23 protein-coding genes are annotated in these 23,716 nt (G+C 64.2%); 11 read left to right on the top strand and 12 right to left on the bottom strand.

The genetic code is table 11. From position 1 onward, the window contains the following. Window positions 1–4 precede the first annotated feature (4 nt). The 5 genes from ATC00_RS25915 (at window position 5) to ATC00_RS25895 (ending at window position 5,545) form a co-directional block, all read left to right on the top strand. Window positions 5–1,132, top strand: a complete 1,128-nt coding sequence (locus ATC00_RS25915) for a sn-glycerol-3-phosphate import ATP-binding protein UgpC (protein WP_064254989.1) — start codon at window positions 5–7, stop codon at window positions 1,130–1,132. Then, window positions 1,129–2,121 (top strand): exonuclease/endonuclease/phosphatase family protein, encoded by a 993-nt coding sequence (locus tag ATC00_RS25910; RefSeq protein ID WP_064254988.1) that lies wholly within the window; start codon window positions 1,129–1,131, stop codon window positions 2,119–2,121. Before ATC00_RS25915 ends, ATC00_RS25910 begins: the two co-directional genes overlap by 4 nt. A 177-nt stretch (window positions 2,122–2,298) precedes the next feature. After that, entirely contained in the window at window positions 2,299–3,246 is a 948-nt protein-coding gene (gene gshB / locus ATC00_RS25905) for a glutathione synthase (RefSeq protein ID WP_037377973.1), read from the top strand. Window positions 3,247–3,421: 175 nt separating this feature from the next. After that, the gene (locus ATC00_RS25900; protein WP_064254987.1) at window positions 3,422–4,954 is read left to right on the top strand and encodes a YifB family Mg chelatase-like AAA ATPase; all 1,533 of its coding nucleotides are present in this window, start codon (window positions 3,422–3,424) and stop codon (window positions 4,952–4,954) included. A gap of 150 nt (window positions 4,955–5,104) precedes the next feature. After that, window positions 5,105–5,545 (top strand): hypothetical protein, encoded by a 441-nt coding sequence (locus tag ATC00_RS25895; protein ID WP_153045286.1) that lies wholly within the window; start codon window positions 5,105–5,107, stop codon window positions 5,543–5,545. 261 nt (window positions 5,546–5,806) lie between these two features. Here ATC00_RS25895 and cysK read toward each other — a convergent pair whose 3' ends face one another. Next, the gene (gene cysK / locus ATC00_RS25890) at window positions 5,807–6,775 is read right to left on the bottom strand and encodes a cysteine synthase A (protein ID WP_037378062.1); all 969 of its coding nucleotides are present in this window, start codon (window positions 6,773–6,775) and stop codon (window positions 5,807–5,809) included. Window positions 6,776–7,055: 280 nt separating this feature from the next. On the opposite strand from cysK, the gene ATC00_RS25885 reads away from it, so the two are divergent. Continuing rightward, window positions 7,056–7,688, top strand: a complete 633-nt coding sequence (locus tag ATC00_RS25885) for a LysE family translocator (protein WP_037377977.1) — start codon at window positions 7,056–7,058, stop codon at window positions 7,686–7,688. An 80-nt stretch (window positions 7,689–7,768) separates the two neighbouring features. Next, window positions 7,769–8,506 carry a gamma-glutamylcyclotransferase gene (locus tag ATC00_RS25880; protein ID WP_064254986.1) on the top strand — a complete coding sequence of 246 codons (738 nt, stop codon included), beginning with the start codon at window positions 7,769–7,771 and terminating at the stop codon, window positions 8,504–8,506. Here the strand turns inward: ATC00_RS25880 and ATC00_RS25875 are convergent. Together ATC00_RS25875 and ATC00_RS25870 are read right to left on the bottom strand one after the other, a co-directional pair. Next, window positions 8,484–8,789 carry an NIPSNAP family protein gene (locus ATC00_RS25875; RefSeq protein WP_037377983.1) on the bottom strand — a complete coding sequence of 102 codons (306 nt, stop codon included), beginning with the start codon at window positions 8,787–8,789 and terminating at the stop codon, window positions 8,484–8,486. The two genes, ATC00_RS25880 and ATC00_RS25875, sit on opposite strands and share 23 nt — an antisense overlap. Then, window positions 8,786–9,700, bottom strand: coding sequence for a DMT family transporter (locus ATC00_RS25870; protein ID WP_037377986.1), 915 nt, complete (start codon window positions 9,698–9,700; stop codon window positions 8,786–8,788). The genes ATC00_RS25875 and ATC00_RS25870 overlap by 4 nt, the downstream gene beginning before the upstream one ends. Before the next feature lie 138 nt (window positions 9,701–9,838). On the opposite strand from ATC00_RS25870, the gene ATC00_RS25865 reads away from it, so the two are divergent. Continuing rightward, window positions 9,839–10,273 (top strand): Lrp/AsnC family transcriptional regulator, encoded by a 435-nt coding sequence (locus tag ATC00_RS25865; RefSeq protein WP_037377989.1) that lies wholly within the window; start codon window positions 9,839–9,841, stop codon window positions 10,271–10,273. 58 nt (window positions 10,274–10,331) lie between these two features. On the opposite strand, the gene dut is transcribed toward ATC00_RS25865, so the two are convergent. After that, window positions 10,332–10,808, bottom strand: coding sequence for a dUTP diphosphatase (gene dut / locus ATC00_RS25860; protein ID WP_037377992.1), 477 nt, complete (start codon window positions 10,806–10,808; stop codon window positions 10,332–10,334). A gap of 92 nt (window positions 10,809–10,900) precedes the next feature. Between dut and ATC00_RS25855 the strand changes: the two genes are divergently transcribed. Next, window positions 10,901–12,484, top strand: coding sequence for a peptide chain release factor 3 (locus tag ATC00_RS25855; protein ID WP_037377995.1), 1,584 nt, complete (start codon window positions 10,901–10,903; stop codon window positions 12,482–12,484). Window positions 12,485–12,650: 166 nt separating this feature from the next. Here ATC00_RS25855 and ATC00_RS25850 read toward each other — a convergent pair whose 3' ends face one another. The 3 genes from ATC00_RS25850 to ATC00_RS25840 form a co-directional block, all read right to left on the bottom strand. Continuing rightward, on the bottom strand, window positions 12,651–13,343 hold the full coding sequence (locus ATC00_RS25850) for a B3/B4 domain-containing protein (RefSeq protein WP_064254985.1): 693 nt from the start codon (window positions 13,341–13,343) through the stop codon (window positions 12,651–12,653). Window positions 13,344–13,357: 14 nt separating this feature from the next. After that, entirely contained in the window at window positions 13,358–14,266 is a 909-nt protein-coding gene (locus ATC00_RS25845; RefSeq protein ID WP_064254984.1) for a DMT family transporter, read from the bottom strand. 81 nt (window positions 14,267–14,347) lie between these two features. Further along, complete coding sequence (locus ATC00_RS25840; protein ID WP_037378002.1) at window positions 14,348–15,160, bottom strand: AraC family transcriptional regulator; 813 nt, start codon at window positions 15,158–15,160, stop codon at window positions 14,348–14,350. 94 nt (window positions 15,161–15,254) lie between these two features. On the opposite strand from ATC00_RS25840, the gene ATC00_RS25835 reads away from it, so the two are divergent. Continuing rightward, complete coding sequence (locus tag ATC00_RS25835; RefSeq protein ID WP_037378004.1) at window positions 15,255–15,779, top strand: helix-turn-helix domain-containing protein; 525 nt, start codon at window positions 15,255–15,257, stop codon at window positions 15,777–15,779. A gap of 72 nt (window positions 15,780–15,851) precedes the next feature. Then, window positions 15,852–16,835, top strand: a complete 984-nt coding sequence (locus ATC00_RS25830) for an NAD-dependent epimerase/dehydratase family protein (RefSeq protein WP_064254983.1) — start codon at window positions 15,852–15,854, stop codon at window positions 16,833–16,835. 272 nt (window positions 16,836–17,107) lie between these two features. Here ATC00_RS25830 and ATC00_RS25825 read toward each other — a convergent pair whose 3' ends face one another. The 5 genes from ATC00_RS25825 to ATC00_RS25805 all read right to left on the bottom strand — a co-directional run bounded on the left by ATC00_RS25825 (window position 17,108) and on the right by ATC00_RS25805 (window position 23,607). Next, window positions 17,108–17,512 carry a GFA family protein gene (locus ATC00_RS25825; RefSeq protein WP_064254982.1) on the bottom strand — a complete coding sequence of 135 codons (405 nt, stop codon included), beginning with the start codon at window positions 17,510–17,512 and terminating at the stop codon, window positions 17,108–17,110. 79 nt (window positions 17,513–17,591) lie between these two features. Continuing rightward, a complete protein-coding gene (gene iolB, locus ATC00_RS25820; RefSeq protein WP_064254981.1) occupies window positions 17,592–18,392 on the bottom strand; it encodes a 5-deoxy-glucuronate isomerase in 801 nt (266 codons plus the stop codon). Between the two features lie 147 nt (window positions 18,393–18,539). Continuing rightward, window positions 18,540–19,439, bottom strand: a complete 900-nt coding sequence (gene iolE, locus ATC00_RS25815) for a myo-inosose-2 dehydratase (RefSeq protein WP_064255111.1) — start codon at window positions 19,437–19,439, stop codon at window positions 18,540–18,542. A 258-nt stretch (window positions 19,440–19,697) separates the two neighbouring features. After that, the gene (gene iolD / locus ATC00_RS25810) at window positions 19,698–21,551 is read right to left on the bottom strand and encodes a 3D-(3,5/4)-trihydroxycyclohexane-1,2-dione acylhydrolase (decyclizing) (RefSeq protein ID WP_064254980.1); all 1,854 of its coding nucleotides are present in this window, start codon (window positions 21,549–21,551) and stop codon (window positions 19,698–19,700) included. 112 nt (window positions 21,552–21,663) lie between these two features. After that, complete coding sequence (locus tag ATC00_RS25805; RefSeq protein WP_064254979.1) at window positions 21,664–23,607, bottom strand: bifunctional 5-dehydro-2-deoxygluconokinase/5-dehydro-2-deoxyphosphogluconate aldolase; 1,944 nt, start codon at window positions 23,605–23,607, stop codon at window positions 21,664–21,666. Between the last annotated feature and the right edge of the window lie 109 nt (window positions 23,608–23,716).

Below are 23,716 nucleotides of genomic sequence, written 5' to 3'. Positions count from 1 at the left end.
GCCAATGGCAGCGATCGATATCGCAGGGGTCTCGAAAATCTATACGGGCGGCGTCGAAGCGGTGAAATCCGTCTCGATCGACATTGCCGACGGCGAGTTTATCGTGCTCGTCGGCCCCTCCGGCTGCGGCAAGTCCACGCTTCTGCGCATGGTCGCCGGGCTGGAAACGATCTCGAAAGGCAACGTGACGATCGGCACGCGCCTCGTCAACGACGTCGACCCGGCCGAACGCGACATCGCCATGGTCTTTCAGAACTATGCGCTCTATCCGCATATGACCGTCTACGAGAACCTTGCCTATGGCCTCAGGAACCGAGGGACGCCGAAGGCGGAGATCGACGCGCGGGTCGCGGAAGCGGCTCGGATGCTGGAGATCGAGCCCTACCTCGACCGCAAGCCGCGCGCGCTTTCGGGCGGCCAGCGCCAGCGCGTCGCCATGGGCCGGGCGATCGTTCGCAAGCCGGCCGCTTTTCTCTTCGACGAGCCGCTCTCGAACCTCGATGCGAAGCTGCGGGTTTCGATGCGGGGCGAGATCAAGCGCTTGCAGAAGCGGCTCGGCACCACCTCGCTTTACGTGACTCACGACCAGCTCGAGGCGATGACGCTCGCCGACCGGCTGGTGGTGCTGAACGGCGGCCGGATCGAGCAGATCGGCCGGCCGCTCGAGGTCTATCACGCACCGGCCTCAACCTTCGTCGCGAGCTTCATCGGCTCGCCGGCGATGAACCTCCTCAAGGGCGTGCTGGAAGGCGGCCGCCTGCATCTCGGCACGCATGCGATCGACCTCGACTATCCGGCGCCGACCCGAGGCCCGGTGACCGTCGGGCTCAGGGCGGAAGACTTGCGTCCGGCATCTGCCGGCGAGCAGGCCTTGCTCTTCCGCGTCGACTATGTCGAGGAACTCGGAGCACAACGCCTGGTGCACGGCGCGGTCGAGGATCAGCCGCTGACCGTCGCATTGCCGCCGGAAACGCCGCTTGCCAGCGAGCTTGCCATCGCCATCCCGATGGATCGCCTGCATTTCTTCTCCGCGGAGAACGGCAAGCGGCTCCAGCGTCGAGGGGAGACGGACCGGACGGCCATGGCCGTGCCGGCGCGCCCGCAAGCCGTGAATTTGGAGTCTGTATCGTGATTGAGAAAACCGTATCGACGCTTGCCGTTCCTTCACAGGAGAACCGCGAAGCGATTGCCCGTACGGAACGCAGCGTCCCCGCACATGATTCGATGATGGCGGGGCTCGAGGCGATGAATACGATCGAGATCGGCGGCATCGTCACGGCGCCGGCGCCGCTTGCCTTTCCCTTCACCGTTGCCGCCTGGAACCTCGAGCGCTGTCTCTTTCCAGAAGAAAGCGCCGAACATCTCCGCGCGACCGGGGCGCGGCTCGTGCTGCTTTCGGAGATGGACAACGGCATGGCCCGCACGGCGCAGCGCCACACGACGGCCGCGATCGCGCCCGCGCTGGAAATGCAATATGCCTACGGCGTCGAGTTCATTGAGCTCGGCCTCGGCTCCGATACCGAGCGCGAATTCTGCAAAGACGACTTCAACGACAAAGGCTTCCACGGCAATGCCTTCCTGGCCGCCGTGCCCTTCCGGCGCCCCTTCCTGTTGCGGCTTTGGGGCGAGCGCCTGTGGTTCATGGACGACGCCGATCAGCCGCGTCTCGGCGAGCGCTGCGCCGTCGGTACCGTAATCGAGACCGAAGCGGGTCCCTTCGTCGCCGTTTCCACGCATTTGGAAAGCGCCACGACCGCCGCCTATCGCGAGCGGCAGATGAAGGAACTGATCGATCAGCTGGACGCCGCCTTTCCGGGGCTCCCCATCCTAATCGGCGGCGACCTCAATACGGGCAACCATATCGGCGGCGATTTCGAGGCGGAGGGCCTTTTTGCGGCGAGCGCTGCAAGCGGGTTCGCCCGCCATGGCGGACCGATCGATCAGATGACCACCCGACCGAGCCTGATCACCCGTTGGCCGAAACGAGCGATGAAGCTCGACTGGTTTTTGGCGCGCGGCCTGAAGATCGCCGAAAGCCGGATCATTCCCTCGCTCGACGCCTCGGGGCGGCCGCTCTCCGACCACGATCTCATCACCTGCGTCGTCGAGGGGTTCGAATAGGCGCCGGTCTTCTTGCCTAAGCGCCGTGCGCATTCTACATGTGGCGGGCTTTCTGCGGTGCCATCCGCCGTTGCCGGTGCATGATCGTCGCGGTAGCGCTTTGAATTGCTGTATAATTTCGCCGAAGCGATATCCGCCTCGGGCGAATGCGGCCAAGGATCCAACGGGAACGGGAAAATGGCAGGAATCGTCAATGTCGGGGTCCAGATGGACCATGTGTCGGGCATCACCATTGCGGGCGATTCCACCTTTGCCATGAGCCTCGAGGCGCAGGCTCGCGGCTATAGGCTGTTCCATTACACGCCCGACAAGCTGTCGCTGCGCGACGGCAAGGTCTATGCGACCGCACAGCAGATGACGCTGCGCGACGTCAAGGGCGACCACTTCACCCTGGACGAGCCGGAGCGGATCGATCTTTCGACCATGGACGTCATCCTGCTTCGCCAGGATCCGCCGTTCGACATGGCCTATATCACTTCGACCCACCTCCTGGAGCGGCTGCACCCAAAGACGCTCGTCGTCAACGACCCCGCCTGGGTCCGCAATTCGCCGGAAAAAATCTTCGTCACCGAGTTCCCCGACCTGATGCCGAGGACGCTGATCACCCGCGATGCGAGCGAGATCGCCCGCTTCCGTGAGGAAATGGGCGACATCATCCTGAAGCCGCTCTACGGCAATGGCGGCGCCGGGGTCTTCCATTCGGCGCGCGACGACCGCAATCTCTCCTCGCTGCTCGAAATGTTCGGCCAGATGTTCCGCGAACCCTTCATCGCCCAGGAATACCTGCCGGCGGTCAGAAAAGGCGACAAGCGCATCCTGCTCGTCGACGGTGAGCCGGTCGGCGCCATCAACCGGGTGCCGGCAGAGCATGACGCCCGGTCCAACATGCATGTCGGCGGGCGCGCCGAGGCGACCGAGCTTACGGCGCGCGAGAAGGAAATATGCGCCCGCATCGGCCCGGCGCTGAAAGCCCGCGGCTTCCTGTTCGTCGGCATCGACGTTATCGGCGATTACATGACCGAGATCAACGTCACCTCGCCGACGGGCATCCGCGAGGTCAAGAAATTCGGCGGTTCCGATGTCGCGAGCCTGCTCTGGGACGCGATCGAGAAGAAGCGCGGCTGACCTCCGCAAGCGCCTAAGAAAGTTCGACCAGCCTGATCGGCATGCCGCCGGCACGCCGATTTCACGCCACGCGCGTTTGTTCTATTATTGTTCTTGTTTTTAAGCGCGTACCGTGCAAGATTTGGCTTGCTACCGGCGGCGGTTGTGCGATGCAGGCCGGAGCAATGGGGGCATCATGGTCGCGCGCGTCAGCACGGTTGCGTTTCAGGGTATCGAGGGCGTTCCGGTCGACGTCCAGGTAATGGTGGCCCCAGGCAAGGTCGGCATGCAGATCGTCGGCCTGCCGGACAAGGCGGTCGCCGAAAGCCGCGAGCGCGTCCAGGCGGCGCTGCACGCTTCCGGCCTGGCGCTGCCGGCGAAACGAGTGACCGTCAACCTGGCGCCGGCCGACCTGCCCAAGGAAGGCAGCCATTTCGATCTCGCAGTCGCGCTCGGGCTGATGGCGGCGCTCGGCGCCATTCCCGCCGATGCCCTTTCCGGCTATGTCGTCATCGGCGAGCTCAATCTCGACGGCACGATCGCGCCGGTCGCCGGTGCGCTGCCGGCGGCAATCGGTGCCAATGCGCTCGGCAAGGGGCTGATCTGCCCGGTCGAAAGCGGTGCGGAAGCGGCCTGGGCCGGGTCGGAGAACGAGATCCTCGCGCCGCGCAGCCTGATCGCCATCGCCAATCATTTCCGCGGCACGCAGGTGCTCTCGCGCCCCGAGCCCGCCATCCGCGCGGCAGCCGCCACCCTTCCCGACCTCGCCGACATCAAGGGCCAGGAAAGCGCCAAGCGGGCGCTGGAGGTGGCCGCCGCAGGAAACCATAATCTGCTGATGGTCGGCCCGCCCGGTTCCGGCAAGTCGATGCTCGCCGCGCGGCTGCCGTCGATCCTGCCGCCGCTGTCGCCGTCCGAGTTGCTCGAAGTGTCGATGATCCATTCGATCGCCGGTCAACTGCCGGGTGGCAAGCTCTCCGACCGCCGGCCCTTCCGGGCGCCGCACCATTCCGCCACCATGGCGGCGCTGATCGGCGGCGGTTTGCGGGCAAAACCCGGCGAAGCGTCGCTTGCCCATCACGGCGTCCTGTTTCTCGACGAGTTTCCGGAATTCCCGCCGCAGGTGCTCGACGCGCTGCGCCAGCCGCTCGAAACCGCCGAATGCGTCATCGCCCGTGCCAATCACCGTGTGAGCTACCCGGCGGCGATCCAGCTCGTCGCCGCGATGAACCCCTGCCGCTGCGGCATGGCCGGCGAGCCGGGCCGCAGTTGCGCCCGCGGCCCGCGCTGCATGGCCGATTACCAGGCGCGAATCTCGGGCCCGCTGATGGACCGCATCGACATCCGCATCGACGTGCCCGCCGTCAGCGCCGCCGACCTCATCCGCCCGGGCACGGCCGAGGCGAGCGCGGCCGTCGCCAGACGCGTCGCCCGCGCCCGCGAGCTGCAGAGTGATCGCTTCGCCGCCCTCGGCCACCCGCAATTGACGAGCAATGCCCGGGCGTCGACGGCGATGATCGAGAGGATCGCCGAACCCGACGCCGCCGGCCTCCAGCTCCTGCGTGACGCTGCGGAAAAGATGAAATTCTCCGCACGTGGCTATCATCGGGTGCTGAAGGTGGCCCGCACGCTCGCCGATCTCGACGAGGCACCGACCGTCGGGCGCATCCATCTCGCCGAAGCGATCTCCTATCGCGTCGCCGGCGAGCGCCTGCCGGCGGCCGCGTAGCGATCGCTCGGCCCCGTTGCACAGATCCAAATTATCTCGCAAGGCCCCGCTATCGTGTTCCCCTTCAACGGCACCCTCCAACCAAACCGTTTCGTTATGCCGGTCGCCGTAGTGACGGGCATTCTGCTCGGGCCATCCGAGGGGTCTGCAGTGTCCGAGGACCCAAGCAAACTCTCCTATGGAACGAGGATCGGCATGACGATGACGATCGTTGCGAAAGAGGGAATTGGAACGGTAAGCGCGGTCATCCGCCTGAAGCACACGCTTCAGGATGCGAAAGTCTTCTGCGTCGAATATCTCCGCGATAATTCGCCTCGCTGCATCACAGACGTGATCGCAACGACGAAACTTGCTGACCGCGTCACCGGCAATTGCGTCGAGCGCACCTGGACGGACATGCATGGTTCCAGCTACTCCTTTCACGGCTCGGCCAGGCAGTCTCCGGAAATGATCAAGCAAGGGCTGCTGTCGGAGACGGACTATCTCATTCGCCGTGATGGTGACGAAGCTTTTCTCCCAAACCTTTCGCTTGCCTCCTACGCCGAGAGGCTCGAAATTTTTCAAAGCCTTTGCCCCGGAATTGCGAGATAGTGCCACGGAACGCCGAAGCATACTGCGTTACGGCGCCGCGCGTCTCTCCAGGCGCGCAAAGGACGCTGTAACACTTTGAATCGACGCATCGTGCTTTCCGAGCGTTGAGGGAGATGCCGAGAATGCTAAAGCGGCTTCGACCAAGGCCGACCTCATGAACAAGACCTGCTTGGGACGAGATCGCTGAACAGCGAAGGGATCAAGCGCGGTATGGGCGGAAACGGAGCACGTCCTCTCATCCCGCTCTGCAGTGCTGCGCCTCTACGCGCCAAGCCCTTCGAACAACACCGTCGAGAGATATCGCTCGGCAAAAGACGGTATGATCACGACGATGGTCTTGCCGGCATTTTCCTCGCGCCGGCCGACTTCGATCGCTGCCTGGAGCGCAGCACCGGAGGAGATGCCGACCGGCACGCCTTCGAGCCTGGCGACGAGGCGGGCCAATTCGACAGCTTCGCCCGCACTCACGGTGACGACCTCGTCATAGATCGACGTGTCGAGGATCGGCGGCGCGAAGCCGGCGCCGATCCCCTGGATCTTGTGCGGTCCGGGCGCGCCGCCGGAGAGAACCGGCGATTCCTCGGGCTCGACGGCGATCACCTTGACCGACGGCTTGCGCGCCTTCAGCACCTGGCCGGCGCCGGTGATCGTGCCGCCGGTGCCGATGCCGGAAACGAGAATGTCGACGCTTCCCTCGGTGTCGTTCCAGATTTCCTCGGCAGTCGTCCGGCGGTGGATCTCCGGATTGGCCGGATTTTCGAACTGTTGCGGAATGACGGCGTCCGGCAGCGTCTCCGTGAGCTCCTGCGCCTTGGCGATGGCGCCCTTCATGCCCTTTGCCCCTTCCGTCAGCACCAGTTCGGCGCCGAGGAGCGTTAGCATCTTGCGTCGCTCGACCGACATCGTTTCCGGCATGGTGAGGATCAGCCTGTAGCCCTTGGCAGCGGCGACGAAGGCAAGCGCTATGCCCGTATTGCCCGATGTCGGCTCGATCAGCGTCGTCCGGTCGGGCGTGATCCTGCCCTCTGCCTCGAGCGCTTCGATCATCGCAACACCGATGCGGTCCTTGACCGAGGCGATCGGATTGAAGAACTCCAGCTTGGCAAGCAGGTTCGCCCTCACGCCTTTTTCCCTGGCGAGCCTGTCCAGCCGCACGATGGGCGTGTCGCCGATCGTTTCGGTGATCGATGAAAAGACGCGGCCGCGGCCGGGCTTGCGCGCTTCTGCCATTGTGCTTCTCCCGTTGCTCAAGATGGTTGCCATGAGAATAGGAACAATCAACGGTCCATTCCAGAGCCGGAAAGCGCCGGATTCGGGCAGGCGGAGGAAAAAGCGATAGCAAATTGGCCGGTCGGAGAATCTTTTTCCGATCGGTGAAATCGCGGCAAGGGAAATTTCGCTTGAGAGCGCCGCAGCATCGCTCGCAAAAATTGACCCGGTGACAAGAACGGCGTTGCCCGCGAGTCGTTGAGCCGTGCACCCTCCGGAAAACTGCGGAAGGGGACCGGTCATGCCCGAAATTCACAATCTCGTCGGCTTCGCGCTGATTGCGCTCGGCATGGTGCTGACGCCGGGTCCGAACATGATCTACCTGATCTCGCGCTCGCTCTGCCAGGGGCCGGCGGCCGGCCTCGTCTCGCTCGGCGGCGTGGCATTCGGCTTCGTCTTCTACATGGTCTTCGCGGCGCTCGGCATCACCGCCCTGTTGCTCGCCGTCCCTTTCGCCCATAACGCGCTGTGCTTCGCCGGCGCCCTCTATCTTCTTTTCCTCGCCTGGCAGGCCGTGAAGCCCGGCGGTCGCTCGCCGTTCCAGGTCCGCGACCTGCGGCAGGACGGACCGCGCAAGCTCTTCGTCATGGGCCTCGTCACCAGCCTGCTCAACCCGAAAGTGGCGGCGCTCTACCTTTCGCTGCTGCCGCAGTTCATCCGACCGGAATCCGGAAGCGTGCTCCTGCAGTCGCTCGTTTTCGGCAGCCTGCAGATCGCAATCAGCGTCACCGTCAACGCGCTGATCGCGGTAACCGCCGGGTCGGTCGCTGCCTTCCTCGCAGGCCGCCCCCTCTTCATGCTGGTGCAGCGCTGGATGATGAGCACCGTGCTGGCCAGCCTCGCGGTCCACATGGCTGCCGAGGCGCGCCGGTAGAGCGAGGTCACCCGCGAAAGGCCAGCTTGCATCCAGGGGACCGCTGCGCGATCCTCTTCGGCGTGGCGGAGATATTGACCATGTCCGGCAGATCAACATCCTTCAGCTTGACCGCGGCCCATGTTGCGCAGGTCCACAGAGCGATTGCGGACGGCGGTCCGGGACCCGGAGCGCAACTGCACACAGATACGGACTATAACGACTGGGTGGCGCGCATAATGAAGAGCCATCCGGCCCCGGGTTTGCCAACCTTGCTCTTCGCCTATGGATCACTGATCTGGAGGCCGGAGATCGAGCATGTCAGGGAAGAAATCGGCATCGCCCGGGGCTGGCATCGATCGTTCTGCTTGCGGATGCTTCGCTTTCGGGGAACGCCCGATGAGCCGGGCCTCATGATGGCCCTCGATCGCGGCGGGCAGTGCCGCGGCGTTCTCTACGAGCTGCCGAACGACGACCTCGAAGGCCAGCTCGCAAGGCTGTTCCGGCGTGAGTTCACCTACAAGCCGCCCAACAGCATGCCCCGCTGGATCAAGGTCGAGACGGCACAGGGATCCGTTCCCGCCCTGAGTTTCGTCATGAACCGCGCTTCGGCATTTTATGCCGGAAGCCTTCCCCTCGAGGCCGTCGCCGAAGTCCTGGCGCGCGCCTGCGGCCATGTCGGCTCGGGCGCGGAGTATCTCCTCAACACGGTAACGCATCTCGAGGCCAGGGGTATTCGGGACCGCAATTTGTGGCGCCTGCAAGCGCTCGTTGCGGAGTGCATCGAGCGCGATGGAGCCGCGGCGTCAAGCGAGCTCATTCAAACACGGGGCGCATGAAGCTGCGCTCGTAGCTGACGATGCAGCGCGTCTCCTCGGCATAGGCGAAGGCCGCCTGGCATTCGCAATCCGCAGCCATCTTCTCGCGATAGCTCTCGTAAGCGGCAAGCGAGGGAAAGCTGAAAAGCGCCAGCGCGATATTGTTGGCGCCCTCATGCGGCATGAAATAGCCGTGATGGCTGCCGCCGAGCCGGTTCACCAGCGGAATCCAGAGCTTGGCGTAATGCTCGAATTCCTTGAGCTTGTAGGGATCGATGACATATTTCAGGTAGCAGGTGATCATGAGGTGCTCCGTCCGGCGTGTTGCTTGATACTTGGGGCCGAACGAAGGGTCCAGCCGAGATTGGTGCCGGCCGCTGCCAGCAGGATCGCGGCCGATCCCAGGATCTGCACCGGCTGCAATTGGTGCCCGAAGGCCAGTCGGTCGACGAGGATCGCCGCGATCGGGTAGATGAAGGAAAGCGCGCCCGTCACATGGGTCGGCAGCCGCTGGATCGCGCCATAGAGCAGGATGTACATGAGCCCGGTATGAACGACGCCGACCGTGACCAGCAACGTCCACTGGAGCGCGCTTTGCGGCAGTGGCCCAGTCATGGCGAAGGGGGCGAGCATCGCGGCGCCGGTCACGACCTGAATCAGCGCGATAAGCTGCGGCGGCGTGCCCTTGAGCAGCTTGGTGACGATCGCGGCAATGGCGTAGAAGAAGGCGGCGGCGAGCGAGAGGGCGATGCCTGCGAGATAGTGATCGGTTCCGGCGCCGCCTGCCGGCTTGGCTGAGACGATCGCCAACATGCCGATGAAGGAGACCGAGAGCCAGAAGAGCTTGGTGGACGTGATCTTTTCGCCGAGAAAAAGCGCCCCGAGCCCCAGCAGCATGAAGGGCTGCGTGTTGTAGACCATCGTCGCAATCGAGATCGAGGCGTGCGAATAGGCTTCGAAAAGCAGCAGCCAGTTGACGACGATCGCCACACCGCCAAGCACCGAGAGAACGACGGTCCTCGGCCGCAACTGCCTGAGATCGATCAGGCCAAGCACCACGGCAAGAATGGCCAGCGTCACGGCCCCGAAGATGCAGCGCCAGAAGACGACGCCGGCGACCGGCTGTCCCGACATCAGCACGAACCAGCCGATCGTCCCCGAAATCAGCATTGCCGCCGTCATTTCCGCGCTTCCGCGCCGCAAATCGCTGCTCATCGCTCTCGCTCCACTCCTGATTTGACCGCCAGAGTAATGAGTCTGCTGATGCAAATATATGGATTTGCGAAGGAGAATGTGAAATGATGCCTAATTATGGGAGGAGAATTGCCTAGTAGTGGCTTATTGGAGTTGCGGATGTTGGACGAACTGGACCGTCGTATCCTGGAAATTCTCGCCGCGAACGCCCGCGTGTCGCTGAAAGAACTCGCGCTGGAAGCGGGCCTCTCTTCGCCGAGCGCGGCCGAGAGGCTGCGCAAGCTTGAGGAGCGCGGCGTGATCAATGGCTTCACCGTCTCCGTCAATCCGGCACGGCTCGGCTATCCGCTGCAGGCGGTGGTCCGCGTCAGGCCGATGCCGGGCATGTTGCATATCGTCGAAAAGCTGATCCAGGAGACGCCGGAGATCGTCGAGTGCGACAAGATCACCGGCGACGATTGCTTCGTCGCCAAGATGCTCGTCCGTGACATGGGCGAGCTCGACACGATCCTCGATCGCATCGCCGAAAAGGCGCAGACCAACACGTCGATCGTCAAGTCGACGCCGGTCAAGCGCCGCCTGCCGCCGCTATAGATTCTTGTTTATGCATGTCGTTATCCCAAAACCGCTGCACACTTTTGGGCGACATGCATTAGTTAGCGCCTGTCGAGCCGAAACCGCCGGCGCCGCGCTCGGTCGCCGTGGCGCCGTCCGCCTCGCGGATCGCCACCTGGGCCACCGGGGCGATCACCATCTGGGCGATGCGCATGGCGCGCTCGACGATGAAATCCGCCTCGCCGAGATTGACGAGCAGCACCTTCACCTCGCCGCGATAATCGCTGTCGATCGTGCCCGGCGTGTTGAGGCAGGTGATGCCATGCTTGAAGGCGAGGCCGGAGCGCGGCCTGATCTGGCCTTCGTAGCCGGCGGGTATTTCGAAGATGAACCCCGTCGGCACCAGCGCGCGCCCGCCCGGAGGAATCGTCATCGGCTGGTCGGCGGGCACGGCGGCGCGCAGGTCCATGCCCGCCGCCCCAGCCGTCTCATAGGCAGGCAGGTCTAGGTCTTGCGCGTGCGGCAGACGGACGAGGGCGAGAGCAGGGTGGTCTTTGGAATTGTGCATGGTCATTCCGCCATAAGCAGGGTCGGTCTCCCAGCAGTCAATTGCATATTGGCCCCTGAGCCTGTAAAGGACGCGGCAACTCACAGGATACTCAGATCATGGCCGAAAGCATTGCCGAGGCGGTCTCCCGCCGCCGCACATTTGCGATCATTTCGCACCCGGACGCCGGTAAGACGACGCTCACCGAAAAGCTGCTGCTCTTCGGCGGCGCGATCCAGCTCGCCGGCGAGGTCAAGGCAAAGAAGGATCGTATCCAGACGCGTTCCGACTGGATGAAGATCGAGCGCGAGCGCGGCATTTCGGTCGTCACCTCGGTGATGACCTTCGAATACGACGATACCGTCTACAATCTCCTCGATACGCCCGGTCACGAGGACTTCGCCGACGACACCTATCGGACACTGACGGCGGTCGATGCGGCCGTCATGGTGATCGATGCCGCCAAGGGCATCGAGCCGCGCACGCTGAAGCTCTTCGAAGTGTGCCGCCTGCGCGACATCCCGATCATCACCTTCGTCAACAAGATGGACCGCGAGAGCCGCGATCCCTTCGAGATCCTCGACGAGGTCGAGCACAAGCTGGCGCTCGACTGCGCGCCGGTCACCTGGCCCATTGGGCGCTCGAAAACCTTTTGCGGCACCTATCACCTTGCCACCAACGAGGTGCGCGGCGCCGACACGCAGGAGCGGCTGACCAAGGTCAACGACCCGGAAATGGCCTCGCACCGCCTGCCGGAAAACGAACGCGATGCCTTCATCGAGGAGACGATGCTGGCGATCGAGGCCTGCAAGCCCTTCGACCGCAAGGCCTTCCTCGAAGGCCATCTGACGCCGGTCTTCTTCGGCTCGGCGCTCCGCAATTTTGGGGTCCGCGATCTGATCAATGCGCTCAGCGACTTCGCGCCACCGCCGCGCGCCCAGGTCGCCGACATCCGCACCGTCGAGGCGACCGACGATCGGATGACCGCCTTCGTCTTCAAGATCCAGGCCAACATGGATCCGAACCACCGCGACCGCATCGCCTTCGTACGCGTCTGCTCGGGCAAGCTCGAGCGCGGCATGAAGGCGCGGCTGTCGCGCACGGGCAAGCAGATGGGGCTGACGGCACCGCAATTCTTCTTCGCCTCGCAGCGCCAGCTCGCCGATACCGCCTTTGCTGGCGATGTCGTGGGCATCCCGAACCACGGCACGCTTCGGATCGGCGATACGCTGACGGAAGGCGAGCCGCTCGTTTTCCAAGGCGTGCCGAACTTCGCGCCGGAAATCCTCCGCCGCGTCCGGCTCGAGGACGCGATGAAGGCGAAGAAGCTGAAGGAGGCGCTGCAGCAGATGGCCGAAGAGGGCGTCGTGCAGCTCTTCTCGCCGGATGACGGCGCGCCTGCCATCGTCGGCGTCGTCGGCGCGCTGCAGCTCGATGTCCTGAAGGAGCGCCTGCAGGCGGAGTACGGCTTGCCCGTCTCCTTCGAAATGTCGCGCTTCTCCGTCTGCCGTTGGGTCTCCGCCGACAATCCCGCCGAACTCGAAAAGTTCATCGCGGCGCGGCGCGGCGACATCGCCCGCGACCTCGATGGCGACCCGGTGTTCATGGCCCAGGACGGCTTCTCGCTGCGCTACGAGGCGGAACGCTACCCGGCGATCAAGATGGTGGCGATCAAGGAGTATCACGTCGCCAAGGCGGCGTGACGATCTCGATTCCTGGCAAGTCGGAACGAGAGCCCCCTCACCCTAGTCTCTTCCTGAGGGGACTCTGTCGGGCCCCGCTTGCCGGGAGAAGGTCGCGGCAGAGAGATGAGGGGCCATCACGGTGGTAAGGACATGGTGCCGGCGCCGGTAGAGGCAGCCCGCGAGATCAAGAGTCGAAGCGCGGTGCCAAGCGTTCCAAAATCGCTGTACGCGGATTAACAGACCAAACGGAGCGGATGGCAGCGCCGAGTTCGTCGATGAGCCGTTCCACATCGGACGCCGCGCCGGCATGCAGCCCTTCGGCGACGATCAGGACGCGCTCCGTCTCCTCGCGCACGGCCGAATAGCCGCTCTGACGATTGGTCCAGCGCCGCGCATGCGCCCGCCCTTCCTGATCGGCGAAGATGACTTCCTGCGGCTCGGGATGTTCGGTTTCGCCGGCAAAGGTCACGTAGATCTCGCTGCCGGCAGCTCGGCGCACCTCGAGATGACCCGCTACCTTGTCGAGATCGAAGACCGCGATCGGGACGGCATAGGCGAGCGAGGCTGCGTTGCAGAGATCGATCAGCGGATGGATTCTCGGCAGCGTTCCCTCCTTCCTGAACCGCCGGAGCAGTGCTTCGGAAGCCGAGCGATATTGCGTCGGCTTCAGGCCCATGCGCGAAAAGCCGCGGCGCCAGGCCTGAATCTCGGGGAGATCGCTCTCCGCAGCATCTGTAAGCCGCGCTTTGGCCGCGGCTTCGAACTGTGTGACGTAGTCTGCGGCGGACACGTCTGGATGGATGCCCTCCACGTAGAGGACGCCCGCAGCAAGCTCGGGGAACGCGCTCCAGATATCGCTCGAATGACGGAAATACATGGGGGTTCTCTTTCTCATAGTGCTTTCGATGGCCGGCGCGTGCCCCTCGCGGTCCTCAATGCGGCGCCAAGGCAGGCGACAGCAGCAAGAACGCTGCCGATGCCGAGCGCTTGATTGAGCGCCATGGGCTCGCCGAGCACGGCGAAGGCAAGAAGCATGGCAGAAACCGGGGCCAGCGCCGTGAAGACGGAAGCCTCCGAGCCGCTCACTTTCGCCAGCCCCGCATACCAGAGGACAAAACCGCCGACGGTCGGCACGAGCGCATAATAGACGACGGCGGCAATGGCCGGCAGGGCAAGCGAGCCGGTCCAGGGAAGTTCCGCAAGGGCAATCGGTGCGGCAATCGCGCCGCCGAGACACGCCATCAGGCAGGACAGGGCGAGCGGCGGAATCTCCCTCTTCAGGCGCTTGTTGAGGAGGATGAACAGCCCTTCGCAGATGACCGCGCCAAGAATAAGGGCGCTTCCCGCGAGCGAATGCTGGCCGTCGGCATCGGGCCGCAAGACGATCGCCAAGACGCCGGCGGCGGCAAGGGCGATCGCCACGAGTATGGAGCGCTGCGGCCGTTCACCGAGAACGACGATGGCGATCGTAGCGGAAACGACTGGAAGCGTGCCGATGATGACGCCGGCGTCCGCTGCAGGCGTCAGCTTCAGGCCGGAAATGAGCAACGTCGTATAGCCGACGCTGCCGGCACCCGCCTGCAGGAGCAGAATGACCCAGTCGCCTCTCGTGAGCCGCGGCCACGATGTTGCGCTCAGCCGAAGGAGGAAGAGGAAAGGCGGCACGGCGATGGCGAAACGCAGTGCCGTCGCCGTGAAGGGCGGCAGGCCGGAGGCGATGATCTTGCTCGCGACGACCGTGCTGCCCACCAGCATCATCGCGAGCGACAGATAGAGATATCCCTGAAACTTTTTCGACATGCTGCCGCCATTTGTCTGATTGCAGGCCGCAGAAAACCCGATCGGCGAAGGGCGGTCTTGAACGGAATTGCAGGATTAGGCTCAGGTCACCGCCTGCGCATAGGCGCCGGGCGAAAAGCCGTATTTGCGAACGAAGACGCGGGTCATATGGCTCTGGTCGGCAAAACCGCCGGCGATCGCCGCTTCGGCGAGCGGCGTGCCCGTACCGATCAGCCGGCGGACGATGTCGATCCGCCGCTGCAGGAGGTAGGCATGCGGCGTTAGGCCGGTCGCCTTGGCGAAGCCGCGCACGACCTGAAACCGACTCAATCCGCTCGCCTGGGCGAGATCGGCGAGGGTGAGGGGCGCCAGCGGATCGTCGTCGATCAGGTTTACTGCGGCTGCGATCGAAGCGGGAGTCGTGTGTCTGCCGGCGGACAGGGGCACCAGTCGCATCGCCTCTGCAATGAGCGTCACCGCCAACTCCTCCCAGCGAAGCGTCGCCTCGGCGCCGCCTGCGGTCGCTGCAGCCGCGAAGAGGGCGCGAAAGCGGACGGCGAGCGCATCGTTGCGGATGACAGGGTCGGCGAACTCACGGGTCGTCCACCGCCCTTCGCTGATGTCGCCGACGGCCGCCTCGACGAGCGCCGGCTCGAGGTAGAGCATCCGCCAGGAGCGTCCGGCGTCGCCGATCGGCACCCCGTCATGGATCTCGCCCGGATTGACGGTGATCACGTCGCCGGCTTCGGCTTCGACGGTGCCGCGCCCGCTCAGCGACCTCTGCGCCCCCTGATGAATGAGCCCGATGCCGAACTGCTCGTGCGTGTGGCGCGCGAAGGAATGGCGCGTGGCGGCTTCCACCACCTCGACGCCGGCAAAGCGGCGCGCCATCACCCGGAATTGGCCTTTCCCCACGTTCGATCGCCACTTTTTCTTGGTTGCGGTTGGAGGCTGGTATAGCCTTTCGGAAGCCTTGCGGCAAAGCGGCTCGGCTTCGAAGGAGATGGCAATGCATTATTCAGGGCGGGCGCTGAAGCGCTTGCGGCTCATGCGCGGCATCAAGCAGAGCCACGTGGCGGAGCTCCTGGGCGTCACGCAGGCGACGATATCGCGCTGGGAGACCGGCGTCCTGATGCCCGCCGAGGATCAGCGAGCCGCTCTCGAACGCCTCTTCGCACCTCCGGCATTCGCCGCCGATGCAGCCATCAAGCGGCTCGTCGAAACCTCGGCGGCCCGCGTCCATCTGATTTGCGACCACTCGCATCGGCTGCTGGCGGCATCACCCGCCCGACGGAAGGAATGGCGACGAGATATGCTCGGGACGCCGATGTTCCGCTATGCGTCGGAGGGCATTCAGCAGGCCGAAGCGAAGCTTCAAGACCTGGGCTGGTACGACGGCGAGACGACGTCGCTTGTCGTCGAGACCGGGCCGAACGGCTGCGACGACGTTCCGATCCTCGCGGGCAGCGTGCTGTGGGAACGCATTCCTCTTTCGGACGGAGCGATGGGCCGCCTGGTGACGACGCTGGGGTGACGATGCATATTTTATGCGTTGTTCCTCCCGTCCGAGCGCGGTTAGCTTCAAGGCAAAACGAGGAGCGAACGCATGACAATTCTGGTGACGGGAAGCGCCGGCCATTTGGGCGAGGCGCTGATGCGGGTGTTGCGCCAGGCGGGGCGCCCGGTACGCGGCATCGACATCAAGGCCTCGGAGTTCACCGATCATGTCGGCTCGGTCGCCGGTCCCGCTTTCGTCCGGCACGCCGTGAAGGGCGTGCGGGCCGTCATCCATGCGGCGACGCTGCACAAGCCGCATGTGGCAACGCACGGCTATTCGGAGTTCGTCGAGACCAATGTCACCGGGACGCTCAACCTGCTCGAGGCCGCAGCCGATGCGGGCGTCGGCGCCTTCGTCTTCACCAGCACCACGAGCGCCTTCGGCTCGGCGCTGACGCCGGCGCCCGGCGCGCCGGCCGCCTGGATCACCGAGAATGTCACACCGATTCCACGCAACATCTACGGCACAAGCAAGCTCGCGGCGGAAGGACTTTGCGAACTCTTTGCCCGGCGCCACGGCTTGCCGGTCATCGTTCTGCGCACCTCCCGCTTCTTTCCGGAGGCCGACGACGATGCGGAAATCCGTGGTTGCTATGAAACGGAGAATGCGCAGGCGAACGAACTCCTCTACCGCCGGGCCGATATCGAAGACGTGGTGAGCGCGCACCTGGCAGCGCTGGATAGGGCAGAGGACAATGGCTTTAGGCGCTATATCGTCTCGGCGCCGACGCCCTTTGCGCCGAACGACCTGGCCGAGCTCAGGATGGACGCCGCGCGCGTCGTCCTGCGCCATTTTCCGGAATGCGAAGCGCTCTATGCAGAGCGGGGCTGGAAGCTCTTTCCGTCGATCGACCGGGTGTATGTGAGTGCCCGGGCAGTCTCGTCTCTTGGCTGGCAGCCCAAATATGATTTCCGACACGTGCTTTCTTGCCTTCGCAGGGGAGAGGATTTCCGAAGCCCGCTCGCCCGAGAGATCGGCTCGAAGGGCTATCATGACGTGGTGTTCGCCGAGGGCCCCTATCCGGTGGCGTAATCATCGGCACGCGGAGATTGCGCGGGGCGGATCTCGAAGTGCCCCTGGGGCGCACCCCCTCTGCCTTGCCGGGCATCTCCCCCTAAGGAGGGAGATCGGCAAGCGGCGATGTCCTGCTCAATCAACTACACTGAGACATGCTGTTGCCTTCGGCGATTCGGTGTGTGCGGACTCAAGGTCAGGCATGACTTTGCTTCTGGCCAATCTCCCCACTTGTGGGGGAGATGCCCGGCAGGCAGAGGGGGTGGCAGCGCCCACTTCGCTCAAGGCGCTCACTCCCGAGGCCGCCCCGGCAGCTCGCTTATGTCGCCGACCCAGGGCAGGGCGGAGGAGCACCAGATCTGCGAACGCGGCGTGAGTTCGGCCCGCTGGTTGATCGTGCCGACACGGATGCCGATCTCTTCCGCGTCCTCTTCGGTGCCCGTGGTATAGATCGGCGAGCCGCATTGGGGGCAGAAGAATTGCAGTCTTTTGCGGCTGTTCTCGGCGATCTTGACATAAAGCTTCGGCTCGCCGCCGGTCAGCCGGAAGGAGGCGCGCGGCGCGCTCACGCTCACGCGATAGGCTGAACCGGTGAGCCGCTGGCAATCGGTGCAATGGCAGATCGACACGTCCTCGGGATCGATCTCCGCCTCATAGGTGACGAAGCCACAATGGCACTGGCCGTCGATATGCATGGGAGGGCTCCCCGTCGTTTGCTTCAGCAAGATACGATAGGGCGCCCGACGCTTTCGTCGAGAGCAATGCCGTCCCGGCTCAGATGCCGGTGAACAGCCACTCGTGTTCCTTCGCGTTGTGGAACTTCCAGATTCGCTTCGGCCCGGCCATGACGTTGAGATAATAGGAGTCGTAGCCGTGGATGGCGGCGACCGGATGGTAGCCCTTCGGAACGAGCGCCACGTCGCCGTCTTCCACCGCCATGGTCTCGTCGAGCGAGCGGTCGTCAGTATAGACGCGCTGCATGGCAAAGCCCTGGGGCGGGTTGAGGCGGTGGTAGTAGGTTTCTTCCAGATAGCTTTCGGCCGGCAGGTTGTCCTGGTCATGCTTGTGCGGCGGGTAGGAGGAGGTGTGGCCACCCGGCGTGATCACCTCGACGATCAGCAGCGCCTGCGCCGAGCCGTCATCCTCCGGCATGATATTGGTCACGTAGCGGGTGTTGGTGCCCTTGCCACGCGTCATCTGCGGATGCGTGCCGGGGCGGATCACCTTCGCCTTGAAGCCTTCGCCGCCGGGTGCGGAGCAGACGGCGAGTTCGAGGTCCGTCGTGGCTTCGGCCTGCCATACGCAGCCCTTCGGCACATAGACGGCATAGGGCTGACCCTCGAAGGGTGTCATGCGCTCGCCGAGTTCGCCGAAGTTCTCGCCGTCGACGGAGATCTTCGCCTTGCCGCTGACGAGCACCAGGCAGAGCTCCTTGTCGCCCGCTGCGCCGCCGGTCGTTTCGCCGGATTTCAGCCGGTTGAGTGCGAAACCGACATAGGTCCAGCCGGCGCTCTCCGGCGTGATGTCCTGCACCAGACCGGTTTGCGCTTTCGGTTTGACGAGCAGTTTGGACATGTGACGGTCTCCTGACTTCTCTTGCCTCGTGGTCGGATTCGCAGCTTGCCCTCTCCTCGGGTTCAACCCGAGGACTAGCCCTCTCCCCGCAGGCGGGGAGAAGGTGGCGGCAACCGGATGAGGCCGCTGCCGACAGCCAAACCAACTCTACTGGTCGAGTCCAGCTTCCTTGGCAAAAGCCTTCAATGACTTCAGCCCCAGCGACTGGTATTCGAAGGGGTTGCGCACCGCCGAATCCTGCTCAGCCTCGATCACCAACCAGCCATCATAGCCGTGTTCGGCGGCGATTTTCAGCACCGGCAGGAAGTCGACGCTGCCTTCGGTATCGCCCGGCACCGTGAAGACGCCGCGGCGCACGCCCTCGAGGAACGAGAGTCCTTCGCCTTCAACCACTTTGCGAACCGCCGGACGAACGTTCTTGCAATGGATGTGACGGACGCGGTCCATGTATTTCTTGGCGACTTCCGCCGGATCGGAGCCGCCGAACCAGGCGTGCCCGGTGTCGAGCAGCAGCTTCGTCGTCGGCCCGGTGTTTTCCATCAAGAGGTCGATCTCCTCGCCGGTCTGGACGATCGTGCCCATGTGGTGGTGATAGACGAGGTCGATGCCCTGGTCGGCGCAATACTCTGCGATCGCCTCGAGATCGGCGCCGAACTTCTTCCACTGATCGGTAGGCAGTACCGGCTTGTCCTTGACGAGCGACTTGGAATCGTCGCCGTGAATGGCGTTCGAGGTCTCGCAGACGATGGCCACCTTGCAGCCATTGTGCTTCAAGAGGTCGAGATGCGGCTGGATCGCCTTCTTCTCGGCCTCGATGTCATGGGTCAAGAGATTGGTCGAGTGCCAGCCGGAGACGAAGAGGAGGTCGTAGGAGCCAAGTTTCTGCTTCAGCGCCTCCGGATCGGAAGGCATCTTGTGGCCCTTTTCGATCCCGTCGAAGCCGATCTTCTGGCAATCGGACAGGCAGTCCTCGAGCGTCAGATGCGCGCCGATCGAGTGGTCGTCGTCATTGCTCCAGGCGATCGGGTTGGTTCCGTAGCGGATCATGTCTGTCACTTTCTCTTTGTCGTCTGCTTGAAGCGGGTGCTTCGTTACCGTTTGGCGCAATGCCCCCATCCGGCTGCCGCCACCTTCTCCCCGCACGCGGGGAGAGGGATGTGGCCGCGCCATCCGAAATCTCCGGCCGCGGGGAGAGGGCTAGTCCTCGGGTTAAACCCGAGGAGAGGGGCATCTTCCGCCCTGTCCTTTTGTGGCCGAACATGAAAGGGCGCCCGCGCGAAAACGTGGGGCGCCCTCTCATTGAATTTAACCGAAGCGCTGCGACTGCAGCGCTTTCTCGTAACCCTCGCGGGCCACCTTCACCTGCTCGCGCTCAGAAACTTCCGGAACAGCGACGTCCCACCAATGGCCGCCGGCCTCGGTCGTGATCAGCGGATGGGTGTCGATGACGATGACCGTGGTGCGGGCCTCATTGGCGGTTTCGGCAAGCGCCGCTTCGAGTTCGGGGATCGAGCCGACCTTGCGGGTGACGGCTCCCATGGCGGCGGCATGGGCGGCGAAGTCGATCTGCGGCAGCTCGACGTGGTGCGTGTCCTGAAGCAGGTTGTTGAAGTTGGCGCCGCCGGTCTCGATCTGCAGCCGGTTGATGCAGCCATAGCCGGCATTGTCCAGGAGAACGATGGTGAACTTGGCGCCGAGCATGATCGAGGAGGCGATCTCCGAATTCAGCATCATGTAGCTGCCGTCGCCGACCATGACGATCACGTCGCGCTCGGGCCGGGCAAGCTTGACGCCGAGGCCGCCGGCGACCTCGTAACCCATGGTCGAGAAGCCGTATTCCATGTGGTAGCCGCCGGGCTCTTCCGCCTGCCAGAGCTTATGCAGCTCGCCGGGCAAGCCGCCGGCCGCGCAGACGAGCGTCGTCTTGTTGCCGCCGCGGGCGCGCTGGACGGCGCCGATCACCTGGGCGTCGGAGGGCAGCGCCGCATTGGTCGTCGCCGTCGCCTTGTCGGCAGCGGCCATCCATTCGGCCTTGCCGGCCTTCGCCTTCTCCGTCCAGCTCCGGTCGACCGTGTAGCCACCCAGTCCGCCGGACATGCGATTGAGGCCGACGCGCGCGTCGCAGATCAGCGGCAGGCCGTTGTGCTTGCCGGCATCGAAGGGCTGGACATTGAGGGCGATGATCTTCAGCTCGTCGTTCTTGAAGAGCGCCCAGGAACCGGTGGTGAAGTCCTGCAGCCGCGATCCGATGGCGAGCACCAGATCGGTCTCCTCGGCAAGTGCATTGGAGGCGGATGTTCCGGTGACGCCGACCGATCCCATGTTCAGCGGATGCGAGTGCGCCAATGCGGACTTGCCGGCCTGCGTCTCGACTACCGGGATACCGTGCTTCTCGGCGAAAACTGCGAGGTCTGCGGTCGCTTCGGAATAGAGCACGCCGCCGCCGGCGATGATGATCGGCTTCTTCGCGGACTTGAGCAATTCGATCGCCGATGCCAGCTCGTCGAGATCCGGTTCAATGCGACGCGGCACCCAGACCTTCTCGTCGAAGAAGGATTCCGGATAGTCATAGGCTTCCGCCTGCACGTCCTGGCAGAGCGACAGCGTCACCGGGCCGCAATCGGCCGGATCGGTCAGCACCTGCATGGTGCGGCGAAGCGCCGGAATGATCTGTTCCGGCCGGGTGATGCGGTCGAAGTAGCGCGATACCGGCCGGAAGCAGTCATTGGCCGAGATGGTGGCATCGCCGAAGCTTTCCACCTGCTGCAGCACCGGATCTGGCCGGCGGTTGGCGAAGACGTCGCCGGGCAGGAAGAGGACCGGCAGGCGGTTGACATGGGCGAGGGCCGCCGAGGTCACCATGTTGAGCGCGCCGGGGCCGATCGAGCTCGTGCAGGCCATGAAGCGGCGGCGGAAGCTCGCCTTGGCAAAGGCGATCGCAGCGTTCGCCATGCCTTGCTCGTTCTGGGCGCGGTAGGTCGGCAGGGTTTCGCGGATGGCATAGAGCGCCTCGCCGACGCCGGCGACGTTGCCATGGCCGAAGATCGCGAAGACGCCGCCGAAGATCGGTACGCGCTTCCCATCGATGACGGTCATCTGCCGGGTCATGAACCGCGCCACGGCCTGTGCCATGGTCAGGCGCACGGTTTTCTGGCTCATCTTGAATTTCCTCCAGGTGGCGAAGTCCGCTCCGCCTATTGTCGTTTTTTGATGTCGCCGGCCGGTTATAGGTAGAGCAGGCTTCGGGTGCTTGCCACGTCCTCGCCCCGGCTTAGGCGGCCTTTGTTTCACCCAAGCGCAGCCAGAGATCCACCAGCGCCTTGAACTTCGCCGCCATGTCGGCGACGGCCTCGTCGTCTGTCATCGAACCGGTGAGCCAGTTTTTGGCGGCGTCGGCAAAGATCGTCCGCCCGACTGCGAATCCCTTCACCGTCGTCGACGTCCTTGCCGCGGCAAAACCGTCCTTCAGCACCTCGTAAGGGGCCTCAAGGCCGAGCAGGACGACGCCCCGGCAGAGCGGGTCGCGGTTTTCGATGACGGCGTCGATGGCCGCCCAGGCGCCGCGGCTCGCCTGCGGCTCGAGCTTCCACCAATCGGGTTTCAGGCCGGCATCATAGAGCTCGTTCAGCGCCCGCGGTATCGTGTCGTCAGTGAGCGGCCCATGCTTGCCGGCGATGATCTCGATCAGGATTTCGCGGCCGACCTTGCGGGCCGCCTCGAAGGCCGAACGAAGCTTGGCGACCTGCATGGCCTTTAGTTCGGCCGGATCGTCCGGGTGGTAGAAGGAGAGCACCTTGATGCAGTGATCGACGGGCCAGTCGATGAGCCGGCTGCCGATATCCTGGCTGAATTCGAACTGCAGCGGCCGCGAGCCCGGTAGCTCGATCGGCTTGCCGATCCAGAAATCGTGGTAGGCACCGGCGGCATAAAGCGCGTCTCGGCCGTACTTGTCGTCGATCAGCATGCCGAAGCCGGGCCTGCCGGCGGCGACTTCAGCGGCCGCCCTGACGGCGAGCGCCTTGAAGGCGGGGATGCGCTGAAGCAGTTCCGGCTTGCCTTCGGCGATATCCTCCAACTGGCTGCGGTGGTCGATGGCGAGCGCCATCAGCAGCGGAATGTCGCGGCGGCGGGTCGTCGCCCAGTGCACGTGGTTGATCGCCTCGTCCTTGCGTAGCGCCTTTTCCTTGCTGCCGTGCTCGAGGAAATACTGCAATTCGGTCCAGGTGGGGATCTCCGGCGCGCAGAGCAGCCGCGATACCGCGAAGGCGCCGCAGGCATTGGCCCAGGTGGCCGACGTCGCATGCGGCTCGCCCTTCAGCCAGCCGCGCAGGAAGCCGGACATGAAGGCGTCGCCGGCGCCGAGCACGTTATAGACTTCGATCGGGAAGCCCTTGCCGACGATACCGTCCTCGAGATCGTCGGAGATCGGTCCGTCATAGACGATGCAGCCCATCGGCCCGCGCTTCAGAACGATCGTCGCGTTCGACAGCGAGCGGATGGTCTTCAAGGCCTGGAGCAGATCGCTCTCGCCAGACGCAATCAGCACCTCTTCCTCGGTGCCGACGATCAGGTCGCAATCGCCGAGCACGGTCTTCAGATGCGCCGAGACGCGGTCGGAAGCGATGTAGCGGCTTTCGCCCGCATCGTGGCCCGCGAGGCCCCAGAGGTTCGGGCGGTAGTCAATGTCAAAGACGATCTTCGCGCCGCTCTCCTTGGCGATCCGGATTGCCTTGCGCTGGGCGGCATCCGTGTTGGGCTTCGAGAAATGCGTGCCGGTGACGAGAACCGCGCGGGCGGAGCGGATGAAGTCCTCTGCGATGTCATCTTCATTGAGCGCGTTGTCGGCGCAATTGTCGCGGTAGAAGAGCAGGGGGAAGGATTTTTCGTTCTCGACTGAGAGGATCGCAAGCGCGGTCAGCCGCTCGGGATCGGTGACGATGCCGCGCGTCTCCACGCCTTCGCGTTGCAGCTGTTCGCGGATGAAGCGCCCCATCTGCTCGTTGCCGACGCGCGTCAACAGCGCCGATTTCAGGCCCAGGCGCGCCGTGCCGACCGAAATGTTGCAGGGGCAGCCGCCGACCGATTTGGCAAAACTCGCCACGTCCTCGAGCCGGGTGCCGATCTGCTGACCGTACAGGTCGACCGACGCTCTGCCGATGGTGATGATGTCGAGGGGCTTGACGCCCTTTGCCGACGCCGATGGAATCTGGCTCACTGCTTCCTCCCCGCGGACGCCGCGCGGGCGCCGACAGTTTTCATTATGTCCTGGGCGATGAGCGTATGAAACATAAATTCCGTCATCTCGTCAATATGGAATTTCCGTT

The sequence above is a fragment of the Sinorhizobium americanum genome (assembly GCF_001651855.1).
GTDB lineage: Bacteria > Pseudomonadota > Alphaproteobacteria > Rhizobiales > Rhizobiaceae > Sinorhizobium > Sinorhizobium americanum.
Note: the sequence above shows the minus strand (reverse complement) of the source record. Positions and strands in the feature narration are given on the sequence as shown.

Coding starts and splice junctions, on each gene's coding strand:
- ATC00_RS25915 (WP_064254989.1), top strand. CDS start 5: ATGGCAGCGATCGATATCGCAGGGGTCTCGAAAATCTATACGGGCGGC.
- gshB (WP_037377973.1), top strand. CDS start 2,299: ATGGCAGGAATCGTCAATGTCGGGGTCCAGATGGACCATGTGTCGGGC.
- ATC00_RS25900 (WP_064254987.1), top strand. CDS start 3,422: ATGGTCGCGCGCGTCAGCACGGTTGCGTTTCAGGGTATCGAGGGCGTT.
- cysK (WP_037378062.1), bottom strand. CDS start 6,775: ATGGCAGAAGCGCGCAAGCCCGGCCGCGGCCGCGTCTTTTCATCGATC.
- ATC00_RS25885 (WP_037377977.1), top strand. CDS start 7,056: ATGCCCGAAATTCACAATCTCGTCGGCTTCGCGCTGATTGCGCTCGGC.
- ATC00_RS25880 (WP_064254986.1), top strand. CDS start 7,769: ATGTCCGGCAGATCAACATCCTTCAGCTTGACCGCGGCCCATGTTGCG.
- ATC00_RS25875 (WP_037377983.1), bottom strand. CDS start 8,789: ATGATCACCTGCTACCTGAAATATGTCATCGATCCCTACAAGCTCAAG.
- ATC00_RS25870 (WP_037377986.1), bottom strand. CDS start 9,700: ATGAGCAGCGATTTGCGGCGCGGAAGCGCGGAAATGACGGCGGCAATG.
- ATC00_RS25865 (WP_037377989.1), top strand. CDS start 9,839: ATGTTGGACGAACTGGACCGTCGTATCCTGGAAATTCTCGCCGCGAAC.
- dut (WP_037377992.1), bottom strand. CDS start 10,808: ATGACCATGCACAATTCCAAAGACCACCCTGCTCTCGCCCTCGTCCGT.
- ATC00_RS25855 (WP_037377995.1), top strand. CDS start 10,901: ATGGCCGAAAGCATTGCCGAGGCGGTCTCCCGCCGCCGCACATTTGCG.
- ATC00_RS25850 (WP_064254985.1), bottom strand. CDS start 13,343: ATGTATTTCCGTCATTCGAGCGATATCTGGAGCGCGTTCCCCGAGCTT.
- ATC00_RS25845 (WP_064254984.1), bottom strand. CDS start 14,266: ATGTCGAAAAAGTTTCAGGGATATCTCTATCTGTCGCTCGCGATGATG.
- ATC00_RS25835 (WP_037378004.1), top strand. CDS start 15,255: ATGCATTATTCAGGGCGGGCGCTGAAGCGCTTGCGGCTCATGCGCGGC.
- ATC00_RS25830 (WP_064254983.1), top strand. CDS start 15,852: ATGACAATTCTGGTGACGGGAAGCGCCGGCCATTTGGGCGAGGCGCTG.
- ATC00_RS25825 (WP_064254982.1), bottom strand. CDS start 17,512: ATGCATATCGACGGCCAGTGCCATTGTGGCTTCGTCACCTATGAGGCG.
- iolB (WP_064254981.1), bottom strand. CDS start 18,392: ATGTCCAAACTGCTCGTCAAACCGAAAGCGCAAACCGGTCTGGTGCAG.
- iolE (WP_064255111.1), bottom strand. CDS start 19,439: ATGATCCGCTACGGAACCAACCCGATCGCCTGGAGCAATGACGACGAC.
- iolD (WP_064254980.1), bottom strand. CDS start 21,551: ATGAGCCAGAAAACCGTGCGCCTGACCATGGCACAGGCCGTGGCGCGG.